At 73.8% G+C, this 18140-nt stretch carries 15 protein-coding genes; 7 read left to right on the top strand and 8 right to left on the bottom strand.

What is annotated here, in order from left to right; all coding sequences use genetic code 11:
• Positions 1 to 193 precede the first annotated feature (193 nt).
• Entirely contained in the window at positions 194 to 925 is a 732-nt protein-coding gene (locus tag ACSMTC_RS32855) for a DUF4097 family beta strand repeat-containing protein (RefSeq protein ID WP_436563376.1), read from the top strand.
• Positions 926 to 996: 71 nt separating this feature from the next.
• On the opposite strand, the gene ACSMTC_RS32850 is transcribed toward ACSMTC_RS32855, so the two are convergent.
• A complete protein-coding gene (locus tag ACSMTC_RS32850; RefSeq protein WP_436563375.1) occupies positions 997 to 1185 on the bottom strand; it encodes a hypothetical protein in 189 nt (62 codons plus the stop codon).
• 39 nt (positions 1186 to 1224) lie between these two features.
• Here ACSMTC_RS32850 and ACSMTC_RS32845 point away from each other — a divergent pair, with 39 nt between their 5' ends.
• Entirely contained in the window at positions 1225 to 2505 is a 1281-nt protein-coding gene (locus ACSMTC_RS32845; protein ID WP_436563374.1) for a magnesium transporter MgtE N-terminal domain-containing protein, read from the top strand.
• A gap of 257 nt (positions 2506 to 2762) precedes the next feature.
• Positions 2763 to 4364: an Nramp family divalent metal transporter gene (locus ACSMTC_RS32840; RefSeq protein ID WP_436563373.1), complete on the top strand. Its 1602-nt coding sequence runs from the start codon at positions 2763 to 2765 to the stop codon at positions 4362 to 4364.
• On the opposite strand, the gene ACSMTC_RS32835 is transcribed toward ACSMTC_RS32840, so the two are convergent.
• On the bottom strand, positions 4304 to 5509 hold the full coding sequence (locus tag ACSMTC_RS32835; RefSeq protein WP_436563372.1) for an MFS transporter: 1206 nt from the start codon (positions 5507 to 5509) through the stop codon (positions 4304 to 4306). The two genes, ACSMTC_RS32840 and ACSMTC_RS32835, sit on opposite strands and share 61 nt — an antisense overlap.
• Before the next feature lie 173 nt (positions 5510 to 5682).
• Entirely contained in the window at positions 5683 to 6513 is an 831-nt protein-coding gene (locus ACSMTC_RS32830) for a class I SAM-dependent methyltransferase (RefSeq protein ID WP_436563371.1), read from the bottom strand.
• 327 nt (positions 6514 to 6840) lie between these two features.
• Here ACSMTC_RS32830 and ACSMTC_RS32825 point away from each other — a divergent pair, with 327 nt between their 5' ends.
• Positions 6841 to 8250, top strand: coding sequence for an amidase (locus tag ACSMTC_RS32825; RefSeq protein ID WP_436563370.1), 1410 nt, complete (start codon positions 6841 to 6843; stop codon positions 8248 to 8250).
• A gap of 36 nt (positions 8251 to 8286) precedes the next feature.
• Here the strand turns inward: ACSMTC_RS32825 and ACSMTC_RS32820 are convergent, their stop codons facing one another.
• On the bottom strand, positions 8287 to 9417 hold the full coding sequence (locus ACSMTC_RS32820; RefSeq protein ID WP_436563369.1) for an alkene reductase: 1131 nt from the start codon (positions 9415 to 9417) through the stop codon (positions 8287 to 8289).
• 115 nt (positions 9418 to 9532) lie between these two features.
• On the opposite strand from ACSMTC_RS32820, the gene ACSMTC_RS32815 reads away from it, so the two are divergent.
• The 3 genes from ACSMTC_RS32815 (at position 9533) to ACSMTC_RS32805 (ending at position 14382) form a co-directional block, all read left to right on the top strand.
• Complete coding sequence (locus ACSMTC_RS32815) at positions 9533 to 10426, top strand: sigma-70 family RNA polymerase sigma factor (protein ID WP_436563368.1); 894 nt, start codon at positions 9533 to 9535, stop codon at positions 10424 to 10426.
• Positions 10427 to 10762: 336 nt separating this feature from the next.
• Positions 10763 to 11470, top strand: a complete 708-nt coding sequence (locus ACSMTC_RS32810; protein WP_436563367.1) for a YoaK family protein — start codon at positions 10763 to 10765, stop codon at positions 11468 to 11470.
• A 101-nt stretch (positions 11471 to 11571) separates the two neighbouring features.
• Complete coding sequence (locus tag ACSMTC_RS32805) at positions 11572 to 14382, top strand: SpoIIE family protein phosphatase (protein ID WP_436563366.1); 2811 nt, start codon at positions 11572 to 11574, stop codon at positions 14380 to 14382.
• Positions 14383 to 14495: 113 nt separating this feature from the next.
• On the opposite strand, the gene ACSMTC_RS32800 is transcribed toward ACSMTC_RS32805, so the two are convergent.
• The 4 genes from ACSMTC_RS32800 to ACSMTC_RS32785 all read right to left on the bottom strand — a co-directional run bounded on the left by ACSMTC_RS32800 (position 14496) and on the right by ACSMTC_RS32785 (position 18093).
• A complete protein-coding gene (locus tag ACSMTC_RS32800) occupies positions 14496 to 15176 on the bottom strand; it encodes a helix-turn-helix domain-containing protein (protein ID WP_436563365.1) in 681 nt (226 codons plus the stop codon).
• A gap of 106 nt (positions 15177 to 15282) precedes the next feature.
• On the bottom strand, positions 15283 to 15690 hold the full coding sequence (locus ACSMTC_RS32795) for a universal stress protein (RefSeq protein ID WP_436564882.1): 408 nt from the start codon (positions 15688 to 15690) through the stop codon (positions 15283 to 15285).
• 283 nt (positions 15691 to 15973) lie between these two features.
• Complete coding sequence (locus ACSMTC_RS32790; RefSeq protein ID WP_436563364.1) at positions 15974 to 16594, bottom strand: TetR/AcrR family transcriptional regulator; 621 nt, start codon at positions 16592 to 16594, stop codon at positions 15974 to 15976.
• On the bottom strand, positions 16591 to 18093 hold the full coding sequence (locus ACSMTC_RS32785; protein WP_436563363.1) for an MFS transporter: 1503 nt from the start codon (positions 18091 to 18093) through the stop codon (positions 16591 to 16593). Before ACSMTC_RS32785 ends, ACSMTC_RS32790 begins: the two co-directional genes overlap by 4 nt.
• Positions 18094 to 18140 lie beyond the last annotated feature (47 nt).

Genomic DNA, 18140 nt, shown 5'->3' with positions numbered 1-18140 from the left:
ACCCCGGTGCGCCGCAGGCACCGCCGTCGGCCAGGCCCTTTCACATGGCCTGACACGGCGTCCTGGAGGGGGAACCCTGAGGCCGAAATCGGGGGATTCCCCCATGGTCGAGGGCACGGCATGCCGGGTAGCTTCATGGGGCACCGGCCCGGGGACTCAGGGCCGGCCTCTCTTCAGACCATGGGGGACGTTCATGCGCCAGCGGCTTCGCTATCCCGGGATCCTGGCAGTGGCCGCGATCGCCACCGCCGGGCTGAGTGCCTGCGACGCTCTGCCAGGGCAGACCTTCGAGGACGACGGCTCGCTGCGGGAGAAGATCACGTCCGTGCGGCTGGACATGGGGGCCGGCAGCGTCGTCCTGCACGGCCGCGACGGCGGGGGCGGCCTCCCCATCCACCGGAAGGTCGAGTACCGGGGCGACAGGCCCACGGGGGCGACCTACCGCATCGAGGACGGCGTCCTGGTGCTCAACGGCTGCGGTGACCACTGCTCGGTGTCGTACACCGTCGACGTCCCGGCGGGCGTCCCGGTGACCGGGGGGACGTCGGCCGGTTCGATCAGCCTGTCCGGGGTGGGCGAGGTGACGGTGACCACCGACTCCGGCGGCGTCGAGCTGGACGGCGTCTCGGGACCGGTCAACGTGCGGACCAGCAACGGCCGGATCAGCGGACGCGGCCTCAAGGGCGGGCGGATCCAGGTCCAGACCTCCAACGGGGCCATCGACCTCGCCCCCGCCGTACCGCAGAACGTCCAGGCGAAGACGTCCAACGGCAAGATCGACCTCACCGTACCGGCCGCACGCTACAAGGTGTCCACGAAGACCAACGCCGGCGGCAGGCACATCGGCGTCACCGACGACCCGGCGGGTACGTACCAGCTCGACCTGACCACCAGCAACGGCGATATCACCGTCAAATCCTCCTGACCTCGGTGGTGGCCGGCCGCCCGCCGGGGGACGCCGGTGATGACCCCTGGGCGCGGGCCCGCCGCGGCGGATCACCCCGAAGGGCGCCGGGCGGGCTCAGCCTCGGCCCAGTCGGCGCCCCCGGTGTTCCTCCACCGCGCCGCGGCGATGGCCTGGGCCTGCTTCCCGGCATCCCGGTCGATGCCCAGCAGGCGGTTGTGGTGCAGGTGCAGCAGCCCCGACTGCTCCGTCCGGGTGAAGCCCCGGCGTAGCGGCGGCACGCACGGCTCCGGCGAAGCGGGCTCCGCTAGCTTCGCGCTGTGGATCGTCTCGTCTCGTTCTCCCAACTGCTGCACCGCCCGCTGGTGGGGCGCGGCGGCGAGGTGGTGGGCCGCCTGTCCGATGTGATCGTCCGGCTGCGGGGCCGCGACTACCCGCTGGTGACGGGTCTGGTCGTCCGGATCGGCCGGCGCGAGGTGTTCCTGCCGATCGAGCAGGTGGCCACCTTCGACGGCGGGAGGACCCAACTCCTGAGCGAACTCGTTGACTTGAGGCCGTTCGAGCGGCGCGAGGGCGAGGTGCTGCTGCGTGCGGACGTGCTCGGGCACCGGGTGGTCGACGTGGCCGACGTCGAACTGGTCCGCGCCCACGACCTGGAGCTCCGCGAGCGCCCGGACGGCTGGGTGGTGGACCGCCTGGACACGCATCCGCACCGCCCCCGCGGGTTCTGGCCCGGCCGGTCACAGCCGCACTGGCGGGACTGGAAGGCCTTCGAGCCGCTCATCGGACACGCTCAATCGGCCCGGGTGCGCGGCCCGTTCGGACGGCTCGGCCGGCTCAAGGCGGCCGATCTCGCGGACCTGCTGGAGGAGGCCAACCGCACCGAGTCGGAGGAGATCCTGGAGACCGTACACTCCGACCCCGAGCTGGAGGCGGACGTCTTCGAGGAGCTGGAACCCGACTCGCAGACCCGTCTGCTCGCGGAGAAGGACGACGCCCAGATCGCGGCGGTGCTCTCCCGGATGCGCGCGGACGACGCCGCCGACGCCATCAACGACCTGCCGCAGCGCCGCCGTCAGCCGGTACTGGACGCACTGCCCGCCGGCCAGCGCGCCAAGGTCCTCACGCTGATGGGCTTCAACCCGTCCAGCGCGGGCGGGCTGATGGCGCTGGACTTCGTCACCGCGTCCCCGGCCGCCACCGTCGCCCAGGCGCTGGAGTCGGTGCGCGCCGCGCGCACCCTGCAGCCGGAGGCGATCACCAGCGTCCACCTGGTCGAACAGGCCGAGGGCGCCGCCCGGTTGATCGGCACCGCGACCCTGGTGGCCCTGCTGCAGAGCGCCCCGGACGCCCTCCTGGACCAGGTCATGATCACCGAGCCGGTCCGGGTGCTCCCTGAGACCGACGTCGAGGACGTCGCCCTGCTGATGACCGACTACAACCTGCTGACCGTGCCCGTGGTGGACGAGCGGGACCGCATCCTCGGCGTCATCACGGTCGACGACATCCTGGAGACCGTGATCCCCGAGGACTGGCGCCGCCGCGAGCCCGCGCCGCACCCGGGCCGCCGGACGGCCGACGACACGGCCGCGGACGCATGACCGGCCCCGCGAAGAGACCGGAGCAACCGGAGCAACCGGGCCGCCCCGTCCCGGGCGTCCCGCCGGCCTCCCCCCGGCCGGTACCGTCCTCGACACCCTCCTCACCCCCGTCGCCACCGTCCTCGGCCCCCTCTCCCGCACCGTCCTCGACGCACTCCCCGGAACCGGAACCAGAACCGGAACCGGCACCGCCGCCCGCTCCCGGGGCCGCGCCCCGCCCCCGGCCCAGGCCGACCCCCGCCCGGCGTTCCAGCGCCGTGCTCGACGAGGCCCATCTCGGCGACATCGAGGGCGCGTTCGGGCGCGTCCCCAGGGGGCACGTCGAGGAGCGCCCCGGCCTCAGGGCCAGGCTGCTGACCCTGCTGGCGATCGTCGGCCCCGGCATCATCGTGATGGTCGGCGACAACGACGCGGGCGGCATCGCCACCTACGCCCAGGCCGGCCAGAACTTCGGCTACTCGCTGCTGTGGGTACTGCTCCTGCTCATCCCGGTGCTGATCGTCAACCAGGAGATGGTGGTACGGCTCGGCGCGGTCACCGGCGTCGGCCACGCCCGGCTGATCAACGAGCGCTTCGGCCGGTTCTGGGGCTGGTTCAGCGTCGGCGACCTCTTCGTGCTCAACTTCCTCACCCTCGTGACCGAGTTCATCGGAATCTCGCTGGCCTCCGCCTACCTGGGCGCCTCCAAGTACCTCGTGGTGCCGATCGCCGCGCTGCTGCTGATCGCCGTCACCGCGAGCGGCTCGTTCCGCCGCTGGGAGCGGGCGATGTTCGCACTCATCGCGATCAGCCTGCTGCTCGTTCCGCTCACCCTGCTCGCGGAGCCCCAGTGGGGCCGCGCCGCCCGCTCCTTCGTGGTCCCGGGCATCCAGGGCGGCATCACCAGCGACGCCGTCCTGCTCATCATCGCGGTCGTCGGCACCACGGTGGCGCCCTGGCAGCTGTTCTTCCAGCAGTCCAACGTCATCGACAAGCGCATCACGCCGCGCTTCGTCAACTACGAGCGCGCCGACACCGTGATCGGCTCGATCGTGGTGGTGACCGGCGCCGCGGCACTGGTCATGATCGCCGACTTCGCCGCCCGCGGGACGCCCTTCGCGGGGAACTTCACCGACGCGGCAGGCGTCGCCCGCGCCCTGGAACAGCACAGCCAGGCCCTCGCCGTGATGTTCGCCGTCGTACTGCTGGACGCCAGCATCATCGGCGCGGCGGCCGTCACCCTCTCCACCAGCTACGCCTTCGGCGACGTGTTCAACCTGCGCCACTCGCTGCACCGCGGCTTCGGCGAGGCCAAGCAGTTCTACGCCTCCTACAGCCTGATGGTGCTGCTGGCCGCCGCGATCGTGCTCATCCCCGGCGCACCGCTGGGTGTGATCACCGAGGCCGTGCAGGCCCTGGCCGGGCTGCTGCTGCCCTCCGCCAGCGTCTTCCTGCTGCTGCTCTGCAACGACCCCGAGGTGCTCGGCCCCTGGGTCAACCCGCGCTGGCTCAACCTCATCGCCACGCTGATCATCGCCGTTCTGCTGCTGCTCTCCGGAACCCTCATGCTCACCACGCTCTTCCCCGCCGTCGACGTCAAGGCACTGACCGTCTGGCTGGCCGTCATCCTGGTCACGGGGCTGGCCGCGGCGGCCGGTGCCCTGTGGCTGGCGGGCCGGCGCCGGCCGGACGCCCGGCGGGCGCCGGTACCCGTACTCTCCGCTCCCGAGAAACTCGCCTGGCGGATGCCGCCGCTGGCCCTGCTCAAGCCGGTCCACTGGTCCCCGGGGCTGCGCCTGGGCATGCTCGCCCTGCGCGGCTACCTCGTCCTGAGCGCCGTCCTGCTCCTGGTGAAGGCCGTCCGCCTCGGCAGCGGCTGACCGCCGACCAGCAGCACCGCGAGTGCCGCGAGGGTGAGCAGCCCGCCCACCAGGAAGGTGGGCCGTACCGACGTGCCGTGCAGGACCAGCGCGCCGAGCAGGGCGCCGGCCGCGATCCCGGCGTTGTACGCACCGGAGTTGGCCGCGAGCGCGATCTCGGTACGGCCGGGGGCGCAGCGCAGCACCTGGTTCTGGGTGGCGGTGAAGACCGGTCCGAGCGAGCCGCCGACCAGTGCCAGGGCCGCGACCGCGACCGGCTTGGAGCCTCCGGCCGTGTACAGGCCCAGCATTCCCGCCGCCTGGGTGGCGACCGGGGCGATCAGGGTGCCGCGCGGGAAGCGGTCCAGCAGCGGGCCCGTGGCACTCACTCCGATCACGCCCGCGACGCCGGAGAGCAGCAGCAGTGCGCTGATCGCGGTGTCGGAGAAGCCGCTCACCGCACCGAGGAAGGCCACCAGGTAGGTGTAGCCGGTGAACGCGCCGGTGACGGACAGGGCGGTGGTCGCCAGCACGATCGCGAACCGGCGGGTGTCGGGGGCGGCTCCGTGGGCGGCGTGCCCGTCCTCGGGGCGGGAGGTCGGCAGCAGCAGGGCGACGGTGAGCAGGGAGAGCAGGCCGAGTCCGGCCAGTACCACGAGCGGGAGCTGCCAGGTGGTCCGCCGGCCCAACCAGCTGCCCGCGGGCACACCGAGGACCAGGGCCAGCGAGCCGGCGACCGACAGTACGCCGATCACCCGCCCCCTTGCCGCAGGCGGGAACAGGCCGACCGCGACCGGTCCCATCACCGCCCAGAACAGCGCCTGGGCGAGCGCGGTGACCAGCCGGGCGGCCAGCAGCAGCCAGTAGCAGGAGACCGCCGCGGCGAGCAGACTGGAGAGCACCAGCGCGGCGAGCAGCCCGCTGAGCACATGGCGGCGCGGCATCGCCCGGGTGACGTGGGCGATCGGCAGTGAGACCACGGCGACCGTCAGTCCGTAGCCGGTGACCAGGTATCCGACCGCCGGCAGCGACACCCCGAGGTCCGCCGAGATCAGCTTGAGCAGCCCGATCGGCAGGTTCTCCGTGGTGTTGAAGGTGAACGCCGCCAGCATCAGGCCCGCGAGCACCGCCGGTCCGCGCCACCGAGCCGGCTGTGCCGTGGCCATGTGACCTCTTCCCCCCGCCCTGGTGGCCGACCGTGTCCGGCCCAACGTACCCACAAGTCGGCGAACGCTCCAGGCCCACCGGTCAGCGCGAGTCTGTCATCCGCCAACGCTCCTTATGTTGAAGCGAGTTGATGGACGGTTCGGTGCACGCCGCTGTCCACGGCATCCATGGCTCAGGGGCGGCGCCCCCAGCCGACCAGATAGGTGTGGGTGACGTCCAGGAACCGGGGATCGTCCAACAGCGCCAGCCCTTCGGCGAGTTGGTCGGCGGTGAGCCGGTTCTGTCCGACCAGGCCGGGGCCGACCTGCTCGAAGAAGAGCCGCATGAAGGCGTCGGCGGCGCCGCCGTCACCGACGATCAACGGCTGCAGGGCCAGGCCGAGTTCGGTCAGTCCGGCGTCCGCCAGGGCCGCCGTCTGCCGCCTGCGCGCCCAGGTCAGATCGGTTCCCTGGGCGGAGAGCGCGTCCTCCAGGGCGCGCATGATGCGCTGCCAGGCCGGGTACGGCGAGGAGTCGGTGGTGAAGTTGACCGGATCCTCCAGGACCAGCCAGCCGCCGGGGGCCAGCCAGCGCGCCACCCTGGCGATGATCCGTTCGGGCTGCGGCAGATGCATCATCAGTGCGCGGGCGTGGATCAGATCGAAGGAGCCGGGCGGGAACTCGGTCTCCCGCAGGTCCCCCTCCACCACCTCCAGGTTCTTCGCCCATCCGGCGTCGAGAAAGCGGGTGTCGACGTCGAGGGCCACGACCCGGCCGTCCGGGCACTGTCCGGCCAGCCAGCGGGCGACGCTTCCCGCCCCGGCGCCCAGCTCCAGACACCGCCAGTCGGGACGCAGTCCACGGTCCGCGAAAGTCTGCCGAGTCCAGGCGTCCGACATCCGCTCCAGCGCCCGCAGCCGCTCCAGCTCGGTCGGCCGCTCATGGCTGAGCACCCCGCTGCTGTACCTGTCGAGGGCGGCCGGCTCACCCGCTCCGTACCTCGTACCGCCGTCGGCCTGACTCATCGCCACCTCCGTTGCGGGAAGCCCGGCCCGGCCGCTACCTCGGCCGATGCCGGGGACGTCGTCCCGGACCTCGCGACTCCCCCGGGCCGCCTCCGGGTCTCTCCCGTGCCGCCGGGCCACGCCGCGTCACGGCGGGTCGGCCCGAGGAGTCTGGGGTCTTTCCGGCCGGGTGTCAATGCACCGCCGAGGCCTTCCCGGCCACTTCCCGCCTCTTCGCGGCCTCCTGTGACCGGTGGTTCCATATTCGATTGCGCATTCAGATACAGATCTGTATCCATATACGTAATCGCATGCAATCCTGCCCGAGCGAGGAGAGTGGAAGCGGACATGGACACCGAACTGTGGAGACTGAGTGCGACGGCGCTCGCGACGGCCGTCGCCGACGGCGAGGTCAGCGCCCTGGAGGTGACCGAGGCCCACCTGGAGCGGATCGCCGCGGTGAACCCGGCCGTCAACGCCGTGACCAACCCGCTGGCCGACGGCGCCCGCCGGGCTGCCGCCGAGACCGACCGCCGCCGCGCGGCGGGTGAGCCCCTGGGCCCGCTCGCCGGGGTCCCGTTCACTGTGAAGGAGAACATCCACGTCGCCGGCTCGGCGACCACCTTCGGCGTTCCGCGCTTCCGGGACTTCGTGCCCGCCGCGGACGCCCCGCCCGTACGGCGGCTGCGCGCGGCGGGCGCGATCCCGGTCGGGCGAACCAACCTGCCCGACATGACACTTGGCGGCCTGCACACCGTCAGCACCCTGTACGGGGACACCCGCAACCCCTGGGATCCGGCCCGGACCCCGGGCGGTACCAGCGGGGGCGACGCCGTGGCGGTGGCCACCGGCATGGCGCCGCTCGGGCTCGGCAACGACTCCGGCGGCTCGCTGCTCATCCCGGCCGCGTTCAACGGCGTGGCCACGCTCAGGCCCGGTTACGGCAGGTTCCCGATGGACCACCGGATCGGTCCTCAGGAGCCCACCCTCGCCACCCAGTTGCTCCCGGTGGACGGGCCGGTCGCCCGGACCGTGGCGGATCTGCGCGCCGCCTACGAGGTGCTGGCCGGCCGCGACCCGCAGGACCCGCGCTCGGTCCCGGTCCCGCTCGACGGCCCGCCGCCCACGGCACCGGTACGGGTCGGCGTGGTGGTCGATCCGGACGGACCCGAGCCGGACCCCGAGGTGCTCGCCGGGATCGACGCGGCGGCCGCCGCGCTGGCGGACGCCGGCTACCGGGTCGAACAGGTCGAGGTGCCCCGGCTGCGGGAGGCCGTGGCCGGCTACCGCGCGCTGACCTACACCGAGTTCAGCCTGGTCTGGCCGGCTGTCCGGCAGCTGCTCACCGACGACAGCGCCCGGCACGTCGAGTACTCGCTGGAGGAGGCCCCGCCCGTCGGCCTCGCCGAGTACGTCGCGCTGCCCGGCCTGCGCCTCGGTATCCAGCGCGACTGGGCGGAGCTCCTCGAACGCTTCCCGCTGCTGCTCGGCTCCTCGTACACCGGGCTGCCGCCCGCGCCCGGGACCCTGCTGCGCAGCGTCGAGGACAACATCCGGACCTTCGCGGCGGCCCGGCTGTGCCGGGCGGCCACCTTCGTCGGAGTGCCGTCGGTCGGGGTGCCCGTCGGCGTCGCGGGCGGGCTGCCGCTGGGGGTGCAGGTGATCGGCGCGATGTACCGCGAGGACCTGTGCCTCCGGGCGGCGGCCGCGATCGAGGCGCGGCTCGGGGTGCTCACGCCCGTCGAGCCGCGCCCCTGACCGGGGCCGTCGGCACCGGCGCCACCGGCCCCGGCATCACGCCTCGGCACCGTCCGCCCAGCCGCTGACGGGGTAGTCGAGGTAGCCGTTGGCTCCGCCGGAGTAGTAGGTGTCACGGTTCGAGACCGCCAGGGCCCGCCCCAGGGCGAACCGGGTGACGAGGTCGGGGTTGGCGATGAAGTGGGTGGCGAAGGACACGGCGTCGGCGAGCCCGGCCTCGATGACGGCGTTCGCGGACTCCCGGTCGAAGCCGTTGTTCGCGATCAGGGGACCGTGGAACCGCCGTCGGTAGCGTTCGATCGCGGCGAAGTCGGGGGCGGCGTCCTGCCCGGCGAGGTCCCGTCCGCGCAGGTGCAGGTAGGCCACGGGGTGGTCGTTGAGCTCCGTCACGAGCTCGTCGTAGTCGGCGAGCATCTCCTCGTCGGGCCGGAACAGCTCCCCCGGGACCAGGTACGGCCCCAGGCGGACGCCCACCCGACGTCCGTCCCACGGCGCGGCGACCGCGTCGACGATCTCGAGGAGCAGCCGCTGCCGGCCGGTGCGGTCGCCGCCGTACCGGTCGGTCCTGCGGTTCAGCCGCGGGTTCAGGAACTGCGCGATCAGGAACGAGCCGTGGGCGCCGACCTCGACGCCGTCGAACCCCGCGCGTCGGGCGTTCTCGGCCGCGGCACCGTAGTCGGCGACCGCCGCCGCGATGTCGGCCTCGGTCATCTCCCGGGGAGTGACGGTCTCCTTGAATCCGCCGGGGGTGAAGGCCTTCACCCGGGGGTTGACCGCCGACGGCCCGGCGGGCAGCCGTCCGCCGAGGTGGTCGGGGTGCGAGGCGGCGCCGGTGTGCCAGAGCTGCAGCACGATGCGGCCGCCGAGGGCGTGCACGACATCGGTGACCCGCCGCCACCCGGCCACCTGCTCCGCGCTGTAGACACCCGGGACGTTGACGAAACCGATGGCCTGCTCGCTGACCCAGGTCGCCTCGGTGATGATCAGTCCGGCGCTGGCGCGCTGGCCGTAGTGGGCGGCGTGCATCCCGGTCGGCACCAGCCCCTCGTTGGCCGCGCGGGCCCGCGTGGTCGGCGCCATCACCACCCGGTTGGGGAGGTGGAGGTCTCCCAGGTCCACCGGTCGCAGCAGCGGCTGGTCGAGGGCGGTCGGCACGGTGATGGTCATGGCTGGTGTCTCCTCGTCGTCAAGGCCGCCGGGCGGACCCTGAGCGGGCCGCAGTCACCTCGGCCCGGTCGGGCGCGTCATAGAGTCGACGGATCCCGACGGCGAAAGGTGACCGATGGACGAGCAGGACCGGCTGGCGGAGCGGTTCGAGGCGAGTCGGGGCCTCCTGAGGACGGCCGCGTACCGGATGCTCGGCTCGCTCAGCGAGGCGGACGACGCCGTCCAGGAGGCCTGGCTGCGGCTCTGCCGCACCGACGCCGACGGCATCGAGAACCTGCCCGCCTGGCTGCGGACGGTCGTCTCCCGGGTCTGCCTCGACATGCTGCGCTCGCGCACGTCACGACGTGAGGAACCGGTCGGGCAGCGGATCCCCGACCACCTCTGGGACGACCGCGACACCGGAGGCCCGGGCGACCCGGAACAGGAAGCGGTGCTGCGCGACTCGGTCGGCCGGGCGATGCTGGTGGTCCTCGACCGCCTGGCCCCGGCCGAGCGGATCGCCTTCGTCCTGCACGACACCTTCGCGGTGCCGTTCGAGCAGATCGCTCCCATCGTGGAGCGCACACCGGTGACGGCGAAGAAGCTCGCCAGCCGGGCCCGCCGGAAGGTGCGCGGTACCACCGCCGTTCCCGCCGCCGACCTCGCCCGCCAGCGACGGGTCGTCGAGGCCTTCCTCGCCGCCGCCCGCGCCGGCGACCTGGACGCCCTCCTGGCGGTCCTGGCCCCGGACGTCGTCCGCCGCGCGGACCGGGCCGCTCTGCCGCCGGGCGTCGCGACCACGGCCACCGGCGCGCGCACCGTGGCGGAGCAGACGGTGGTCTTCGGCCGCCGCTCGCGGTTCGCCGAACCCGCCCTCGTGAACGGGGCGGTGGGCGTCGTCGTGGCCCCGCGCGGACGGCTGCTCCTCGCCCTCACGTTCACGGTCGACGGCGAGCGGATCAACGCGTACGAGGTGATCGCCGACCCCGCCCGCCTCCGGCTGCTGGACCTGGCCGTCCTCGGCGCCTGACGCCCCGGGGGGTGTCCGGCAGTCGCGAAGCCGGCCTGCCCGGGCCGAGCGGAGAGCCGGCGGCCGGTCGCCGGCTCCCCGCGGCGGCGGGCGGGCTCCGACGGCCGGGCCGCACCCCGGCACTCCCGGGCGGCCCGGAGCCGTACCCGCTGCCGTGACCGGTCGGGACGCCGCCGCCCGCGGGGCGGTGTGTTGTCCTCGCCGCCACGGCCCGGGCAGGCCAGCCTGGAGGACGCGAGGACGCGGCGGGCCCGCGCTGTGGTCCGCCGCGTCGTCCGCCCCGCCGTCCTGCCTGCCGTCCTGCCCCGCCGTCCGCCGTGCGCAGCGAGGAGCGCCATGCCCGTCCGGATCGAGGTCCGCGTCACCGCGGTGCTCACCGCCCTGACCGTGACCAGTGGTGTGATCGACGCCGTCAGCTTCCTCGCCCTCGGGCACGCCTTCGCGGCCCTGGCCACCGGCAACCTGCTGCTGCTCGCCTTCGGTGTCGCCGGCCCCGGGCACCTGCCCGTCGCCCGCCCGGGAATGGCGCTCGCGGGGTTCGTCCTCGGTGCGGTCGGCGCGCATCTGGTGATCGCCCGCCGTCTGCGGCAGGGGCGGCGCTGGTTCGCCGTGGGCCTGCTGGTGGAGTCCGCGGTGGTCACCACGGCCGGCGCGTACTCCGTCGCCACCGCCGGCACCGGCTTCCCGCGCGCCTCGGACGCCGTCGTCGCATCCGTCCTGATCACGCTCGCCATGGGCTGGCGCAACCGGATCGTGCTGCAGACCAGGGTCCCGGAGATGCCGACCACCCTGGTCCAGGCCTCCCTGGTCAGGCTGATCGCCGGCACCCACCCGCCCGGGACCGGCCCCACCGCTCTGACCGGCGTCCAGCGGGTGGCGACCGTCGCGGGCATGTTCGCGGGCGGGCTGGCGGGCGCCGCGTCACTGGCCGGCGGGCCCGGCCCGGTCCTGCTCGCCGTGGCCGGGTGCACCGCCGTGGTGGCGCTGCTCTACTCCCGCAGCCCCTGGCTGCACCCTCCAAAACCGGCGGATGCCGCCGGCTGACGCCCGCGCGCCGGGGTGGGAACTCGCCGGGCACGCCTTCGCCCCGGTCGGGCCCGGAGCACCGGGAGGGCGGCACTCAGAGGCAGTGCTTAAATGAGGATATGGTCCGATTTCTGGGCCGATGGGCCCAGTCGGCCCCTTCTTTCGCCGGCCTGTGGCCAAGCCGTCGGCGCGCGCGCCAACGGCCGGGCGGTGTCTCCGTGGACACGCGGCGGTCGCGGGGCGGGCCCGACGGCGCCGCTTCGACCGCGGGGCGTAGGACCCGGGCGTCGGGGGTGCACAGCATCGCCGGTCAGGTGTTCGTCCTGCAGGTGGCGATCGTGCTGCTGCTGATCGTCGCCGCGGTGGTGGAGCTTCTGGTGCAGGCCCGGCGGGACAGCACCCAGGAGGCCCGCAACAGGTCGCTGGCGGTCGCCCAGACCTTCGCCCACTCACCAGGGATACTGGCCGCGCTGGCCGCGCCCGATCCGAGCGCCGTCCTGCAGCCACGGGCCGAGGCGGCCCGGCGGGCGTCGGGGGTGGACTTCATCGTCGTCATGACACCGGACGGGATCCGCCTCACCCATCCGAACCCCAGCGAGATCGGGAAGCACTACATCGGCACCATCGCGCCGGCCGTCGCCGGCGGGACCGTCACCGAGACCTACGCGGGGACCCTGGGACCGTCCGTGCGCTCGGTGGTTCCCGTCACCAGGCCCGGCGGCTCGGTCGCGGGGCTGGTCTCCGCCGGCATCACGATCAGCTCGGTGAGCGGGGTGGCCGACCGCCAACTGCCGCTGCTGCTCGGCTCGGCAGGGGCCGCACTGGCCCTGGCCACCGGCGGCGCGGCGCTGGTGAGCAGGCGGCTGCGGCGGCAGACCCACGGTCTCGGGCCCTCCGGGATCACCCGGATGTACGAGCACCATGACGCGGTGCTGCACGCCGTCCGCGAGGGCGTGCTGATCGTCGACGGCGACCGCCGGCTCACCCTCGCCAACGACGAGGCGCGCCGCCTGCTGGCCCTGCCCCCGGACGCCGAGGGCCGCGCCGTCACCGACCTCGGGCTCGACCCGCGCACCGCCGCGCTGCTGGCCTCCGGGGACACCGCCACCGACCAGGTGCACCCGGCCGGGGACCGGCTGCTGGCCGTCAACCTGAGACCCACCGACCTCGACGGGGGCCCGCCCGGCTTCGTGGCGACCCTGCGGGACACCACGGAACTGCGGCTGCTCTCCGGCAGGGCGGACGAGGCACGGCGGCGCCTGCGGCTGCTGTACGACGCGGGCGCGGCGATCGGCACCACCCTGGATGTGGTGCGGACCGCCGAGGAGCTGACGGAGTTCGCCGTTCCCCGCTTCGCCGACTTCGCCACCGTCGATCTGGCGGATCCCGTACTGCGCGGTGAGGAGCCGACCGGCCCGGACGCGGACATGCGGCGCACGGCGGTCCACGGCATCCACCCGGACGCACCCCTGTACCGGGTCGGCGACCTGATCACGTTCAAGCCGTCCACCCCGCAGGCTCGGGGTTTCCGCAGCGGACACGCCGTGCTCGCACCCGACCTGGTGCGGGAGTCCGGCTGGCGGGCCCAGGATCCGGTACTGACCGAGCAGATCATGGCCTACGGCATCCACTCGCTGATCACCGTTCCGCTCAAGGCGCGGGGCATCATCATGGGCATGGCCAACTTCTGGCGCTCGACCAAGCCCGAACCGTTCGAACAGGACGATCTGTCGGTGGCCGAGGAGCTCGGCGCCAGGGCCGCGCTGTGCGTCGACAACGCCCGCCGCTACACCCGCGAGCACGCCATGGCCGTCGCCCTGCAGCGCAGCCTGCTGCCGCGCGGCCTGCCCGCGCAGGACGCCCTGGACATCGCCTACCGCTACCTTCCGGCGCACGCCGAGGTGGGGGGCGACTGGTTCGACGTCATCCCGCTTCCGGGCGCCCGGGTGGCGCTGGTCGTGGGCGACGTGGTCGGCCACGGCGTACACGCCGCCGCCACCATGGGACGGCTGCGGACGGCGGTCCACAACTTCTCCGCCCTGGACCTGCCGCCCGACGAACTCCTCGGGCACATGGACGAGTTGGTCCACCGGATCGACCAGGACGAGGCGGCCGTCGGCGGCCACACCGCGATCACCGGCGCCACCTGCCTGTACGCGGTCTACGACGCGGTCTCCGGGGAGTGCGTCCTGGCCAGGGCCGGCCACCTCCCGCCCGCCCTGGTCCACCCGGACGGCACCGCGGAGTTCCCCGACCTGCCGGCCGGACCACCGCTCGGCCTGGCCGGCCTGCCCTTCGAGACCGGGCACCTGCGGCTGCCCGAGGGAAGCCAGCTGGTGCTCTACACCGACGGACTGGTCGAGAGCCGCGACCGTGACATCGACACCGGGCTGGAGCTGCTGCGCCGGGCCCTGGCCGCCCCCGGCCGGCCGCCGGCCGAGACCTGCGACGCGGTCCTGGACGCCCTGCTGCCCGCCGAGCCGGGCGACGACATCGCCCTGCTGGTCGCCCGCACCCGGGTGCTGGCCGACGACCGGGTGGCCAGCTGGGACGTACCGACCGACCCGGCCGCGGTCGCCCGCACCCGGGCCGCCGTCACCAGGCAGCTGGACGAGTGGGACCTGGCGGATCTGGCCTTCAACACCGAGCTCATCCTCAGCGAACTGACCACCAACGCCATCCGCTACGCCGGCGGCCCGATCCAGGTGCGCCTGCTCCGCGACCGCCAGCTGACCTGCGAGGTCTCGGACACCAGCAGCACCTCACCCCATCTCCGCTACGCGGCCAGCACGGACGAAGGGGGCCGCGGACTGTTCCTGGTCGCCCAGTTCGCCGAGCACTGGGGCACCCGCTACACCGCCACCGGCAAGGTCATCTGGGCCTCGCAGGCGCTGCCCCGGGAGGTGCCCGAGGCGGTTCCCCAGCGGTAGCGGGCCGTCCGCCCGGCGGTTGCGCCGGCGGGCCCGTGGTCACGCACCGCCCGAGCCCGGCCGATGGAACTCAAGGCCCGGAGCTCCCCGAGCACGGCCGCACCCGGCGCCGCTCACATGGTCCCGATGCGCCGGCCGGTGATCTGTTCCGGCCGGATCCGGATCCACAGCGGGCGACTCCCGCCGGCCCATGACTCGGCACCGGGCAGCTGCGCGAGGCGCTCCACCACCTGGGGATCCACGATGCGCTCGGCCGTACCGGTGATCAGTACGCTCCACCCCCGGCTCAGGCGGTCGTCGATGCGGTCCGCTTCGAAGGACAGCGCCGAGGCCTCGCCCGCGGCCGCGGCGCCCCGCGGGTCCGTACGGTAGACGACGGTTCCGGCGTCGACGGTGTAGTTGACGGGGAACACCTCCGGGCCGGGCTGGACCGGCAGGGCGACCCGGCCGATGCCGTGGGTGCCGAGCTTCTCCCAGCACTCGGGCTCGGTGAGGTGGATGAGGACCGGGCGCGGCGCCGGCCCGGTCTGCCCGGGCGGGGGGTCGCTCCGCCCCTGGACCAGCTCCCGGTAGGTCCACCGCAGTGCGGCGGCGATCCGGAGGAAGCCACCGCGGTCGAACTCGGGCCCCCACTCGATCAGATGCCGCAGGTAGCCGGTCGACATCGCGGCGTGATTCGCCAACTCCTCCTCGGTGAGATTGAGTTGGCGCCTTCGATCGGCGATGCGCTGCGCGATGGCGCGCGGATCCGGATGCCGGACGGCGGCCGCTGCGGGCTCGGCGTTCTCGTTCACCGTGGCTTCTCTCCCTCTGTGCCGGGACGCGTTCGGGGCGGTGGGCGCTCGGGTCCGCTCCGGTCGGCCGGGCTCGGTCCGCGATCGGGCTCAGTCGCGATCGGGCTCAGTCCGGGCGGACGATCACCACCGGACAGGTCGCGTGCAGTGCGCACTGCTGGCTCACCGAACCCAGCAGCGCCCGGGCGAAGCCGCCGCGCCCCCGGCTGCCCACCACCAGCAGTTCGGCGCCGACCGCCGCGTCGAGCAGTACGGCGGCCGGGTTTCCGAGCACCAGGCGCGGCTTCAGCTCCACCGGGCACCGGTCCCCGAGCACCTCGCGCAGCTCCGTGGTGAGCAGCCGACGGGCGTTCTCCTCGTCGAGACTGGTGTCGACCACCGGCGCGTTCCAGCCGTACGCCACCGGCGGCTCCCAGGCGCTCACGGCCTCCACGGTCCCACCGATCAGCGCGGCCTGCCGGACCGCCCAGCGCAGCGCGGCACCCGACGACGGCGAACCGTCGACGCCGACCACGACGCGGGGAGCGGGGGCAGGGGCAGCCGGGTCACGGGCGGCCGATTCCCGGGCAGCCGATTCGTTCCGGTCCACAGCGCACCACCTCACCGCACTCGCGATCACCTTCCACGCTGCTCCCCCGGCGCCGGATCCGCGAGCGGTGCCGCCCGTCCGGTGTCGATCCGGCGCCGCCGGGGCGGGCAGACCACCGTGGCGTCACCGTGGCAGGCACATCACCGGGCGCGGCGCCTCACCGGGCCCGGCACATCACTGTGTCGGGCGCCTCACCGCGCCCGGCGCCTCACCGTGACTGTGCCGGGCGGCTCGCGGCCAGCAGGTCGTGCAGCATCGGCAGCAGCTCCTCCGGCTCCGCCTCGGCCAGCTCGGGGAACGCCCCGCTGGAGCGGGCCAGGACCACCCCGGCGAAGGCCGCCGCCGCCAGCTCGGCCCGAAGCTGCGGCCGGTCCGCCTGCTCGTCGGTGAACCGCTCGCACAGCGGGTGCACCAGTCGCTCGTGGAGGTGGGTGCGGGCGGCCTGCTGCACCTCGGTGTTGTCGCCGGGCAGCACCGCGGCCTGGAAGGACGGGCCGGGGCCGCGCCGGGAGAACCGCTCCAGCAGGCCGCGCAGCCGGTCCTCGTCCAGCAGGTCGGCCGGCACCGCGTCACCCACCTCGACCCGCACCGCGGCCAGGTAGAGCTGCATCTTGCTGCCGAAGTACCGGGCGATCAACGCCGGGTCCACACCCGCCCGTTCACCGATCTCCCGGGTGGTGGTGCGCTCGAAGCCGCGGTCGGCGAAGAGCTCCATCGCCGCCTGGACCAGGAGCTCCCGGCTGCGGGCGGCGTCCCGGCGCCGGGGCGGCGCGGGCGGCGTACCGTCGTCCGGGGCCGACCCGCCGGCCGGGGCCCCCGTCTCGGTCACCGCTCGGCCCGGGCACCCAGGAGGGGCACCTCGGCCTCGCCCGGCGCGATGTCGGCGATGCTCTCGTCCACCATCAGCTCCTCGTCCACGCCGGCCCGGCCGGCAACCGGGGCGCTGCGCCGCGGCAGGACGATGGTAACCAGCCCGATCACCACCCACACCGCGCAGCCGATCAGCGCGGCATCCCGGTAGCCGCCGTCCGTGGGCAGCAGCTGCCCCGGCGCGGTGTGCGCCTGGAGCACGGCGCCGCAGAGCGCACTGCCGGTGGAGTAGCCGACGTAGCGCAGCACCTGGTTGAAGCTGACCGCGCTGCCGACCTCACGGGCGGGCACCGAGCCGACGATCAGTCCCGGCATCACCGCGAAGGTGCAGCCGACGCCCAGCCCGGCGATCGCCATCACCACCAGGAGTTCCCACAGGCGGTCGCGGGCGACCAGGAAGAGCAGCACCGAAACCAGCGAGACCGCGCAGCCCAGCGGCAGCACCACGGCGGTCGAGGTGCGCCGTATCAGCACCGGGACCACCTTGCTGGACATCACGCTGACCACCGAGAACGGCAGCAGCACCAGGCCCGCGACCACCACCGAGGCACCCAGGCCGTAGCCGGTACCGGTGGGGGTCTGCACATAGCGGATCACCAGCGACATCAGCAGGTACATCCCGACGCCCGCGACCAGGCCGGCCACGTCGGCGGTGAGCACCACCCGGTTGGTCAGGGTGCGCAGCTCCACCAGCGGGTGGGCGGTGCGCAGCTCGTGCCGGATCCAGCCGGCGAGCAGCAGTACCGAGGCGGCCGCCAGCACCCACAGCCGGCCGCTGGACCAGCCCCAGGTCTCCCCTTCGCTGAGCACCAGCAGCAGCCCGGCCAGGGCCAGGCCGAGCAGCACCGCGCCGAGCGTGTCCAGCGGGTGCCGTTCGCGGTCGGTGGTCGGGGGCAGGACCAGGGCGGCCAGCACCAAGGCCAGGGCGCTGATCACGGCACCGAACCAGAAGCCCGCGTGGATGCCGAAGGACTGGGCGATCAGCCCGGTGAGCGGGTAGCCGAGGCCGACGCCGGCGACGGTGGTGATCGAGAGCAGCGCGACCGCCGAACGGGAGGCCGCGGCGGGCAGGCTGTCCCGCGCGGTGGCGATGGCCAGCGGGGTCAGTCCGAGCCCGACGCCCTGCAGTGCGCGCCCCGCCACCAGCCACCCGAAGCCGAGCGGCAGCGCGGCCAGCACGCTGCCGACGACCACCACGGCGGCGGCGGCGAGCGTGACCGTACGGCGCCCCGGGCCGTCGCCCAGGCGGCCGAGCACCGGTGTGGAGACCGCCCCGACCAGCATCGTGATGGTCAGCGACCACTGGGCCTCGGCGAGTGAGACGTGATCGGTGGTGGCGATGGTCGGGATCAGCGGGGCACCGAGGCTGCTGATCACCGCCACCACCATGCCGAGGAAGACCAGGACCGGTACCAGGGCCCGCTGCCGACGCGCCGACCGCCCCGTCGGGGTGTGCATGGGATGCGCCCTCCCTTGTCGGAGATCATTTGTCATCAGGTGATGTC

The organism is Kitasatospora sp. HPM-01-4 (genome assembly GCF_051374625.1).
Taxonomy (GTDB): Bacteria; Actinomycetota; Actinomycetes; order Streptomycetales; family Streptomycetaceae; genus Kitasatospora.
Note: the sequence above shows the minus strand (reverse complement) of the source record. Positions and strands in the feature narration are given on the sequence as shown.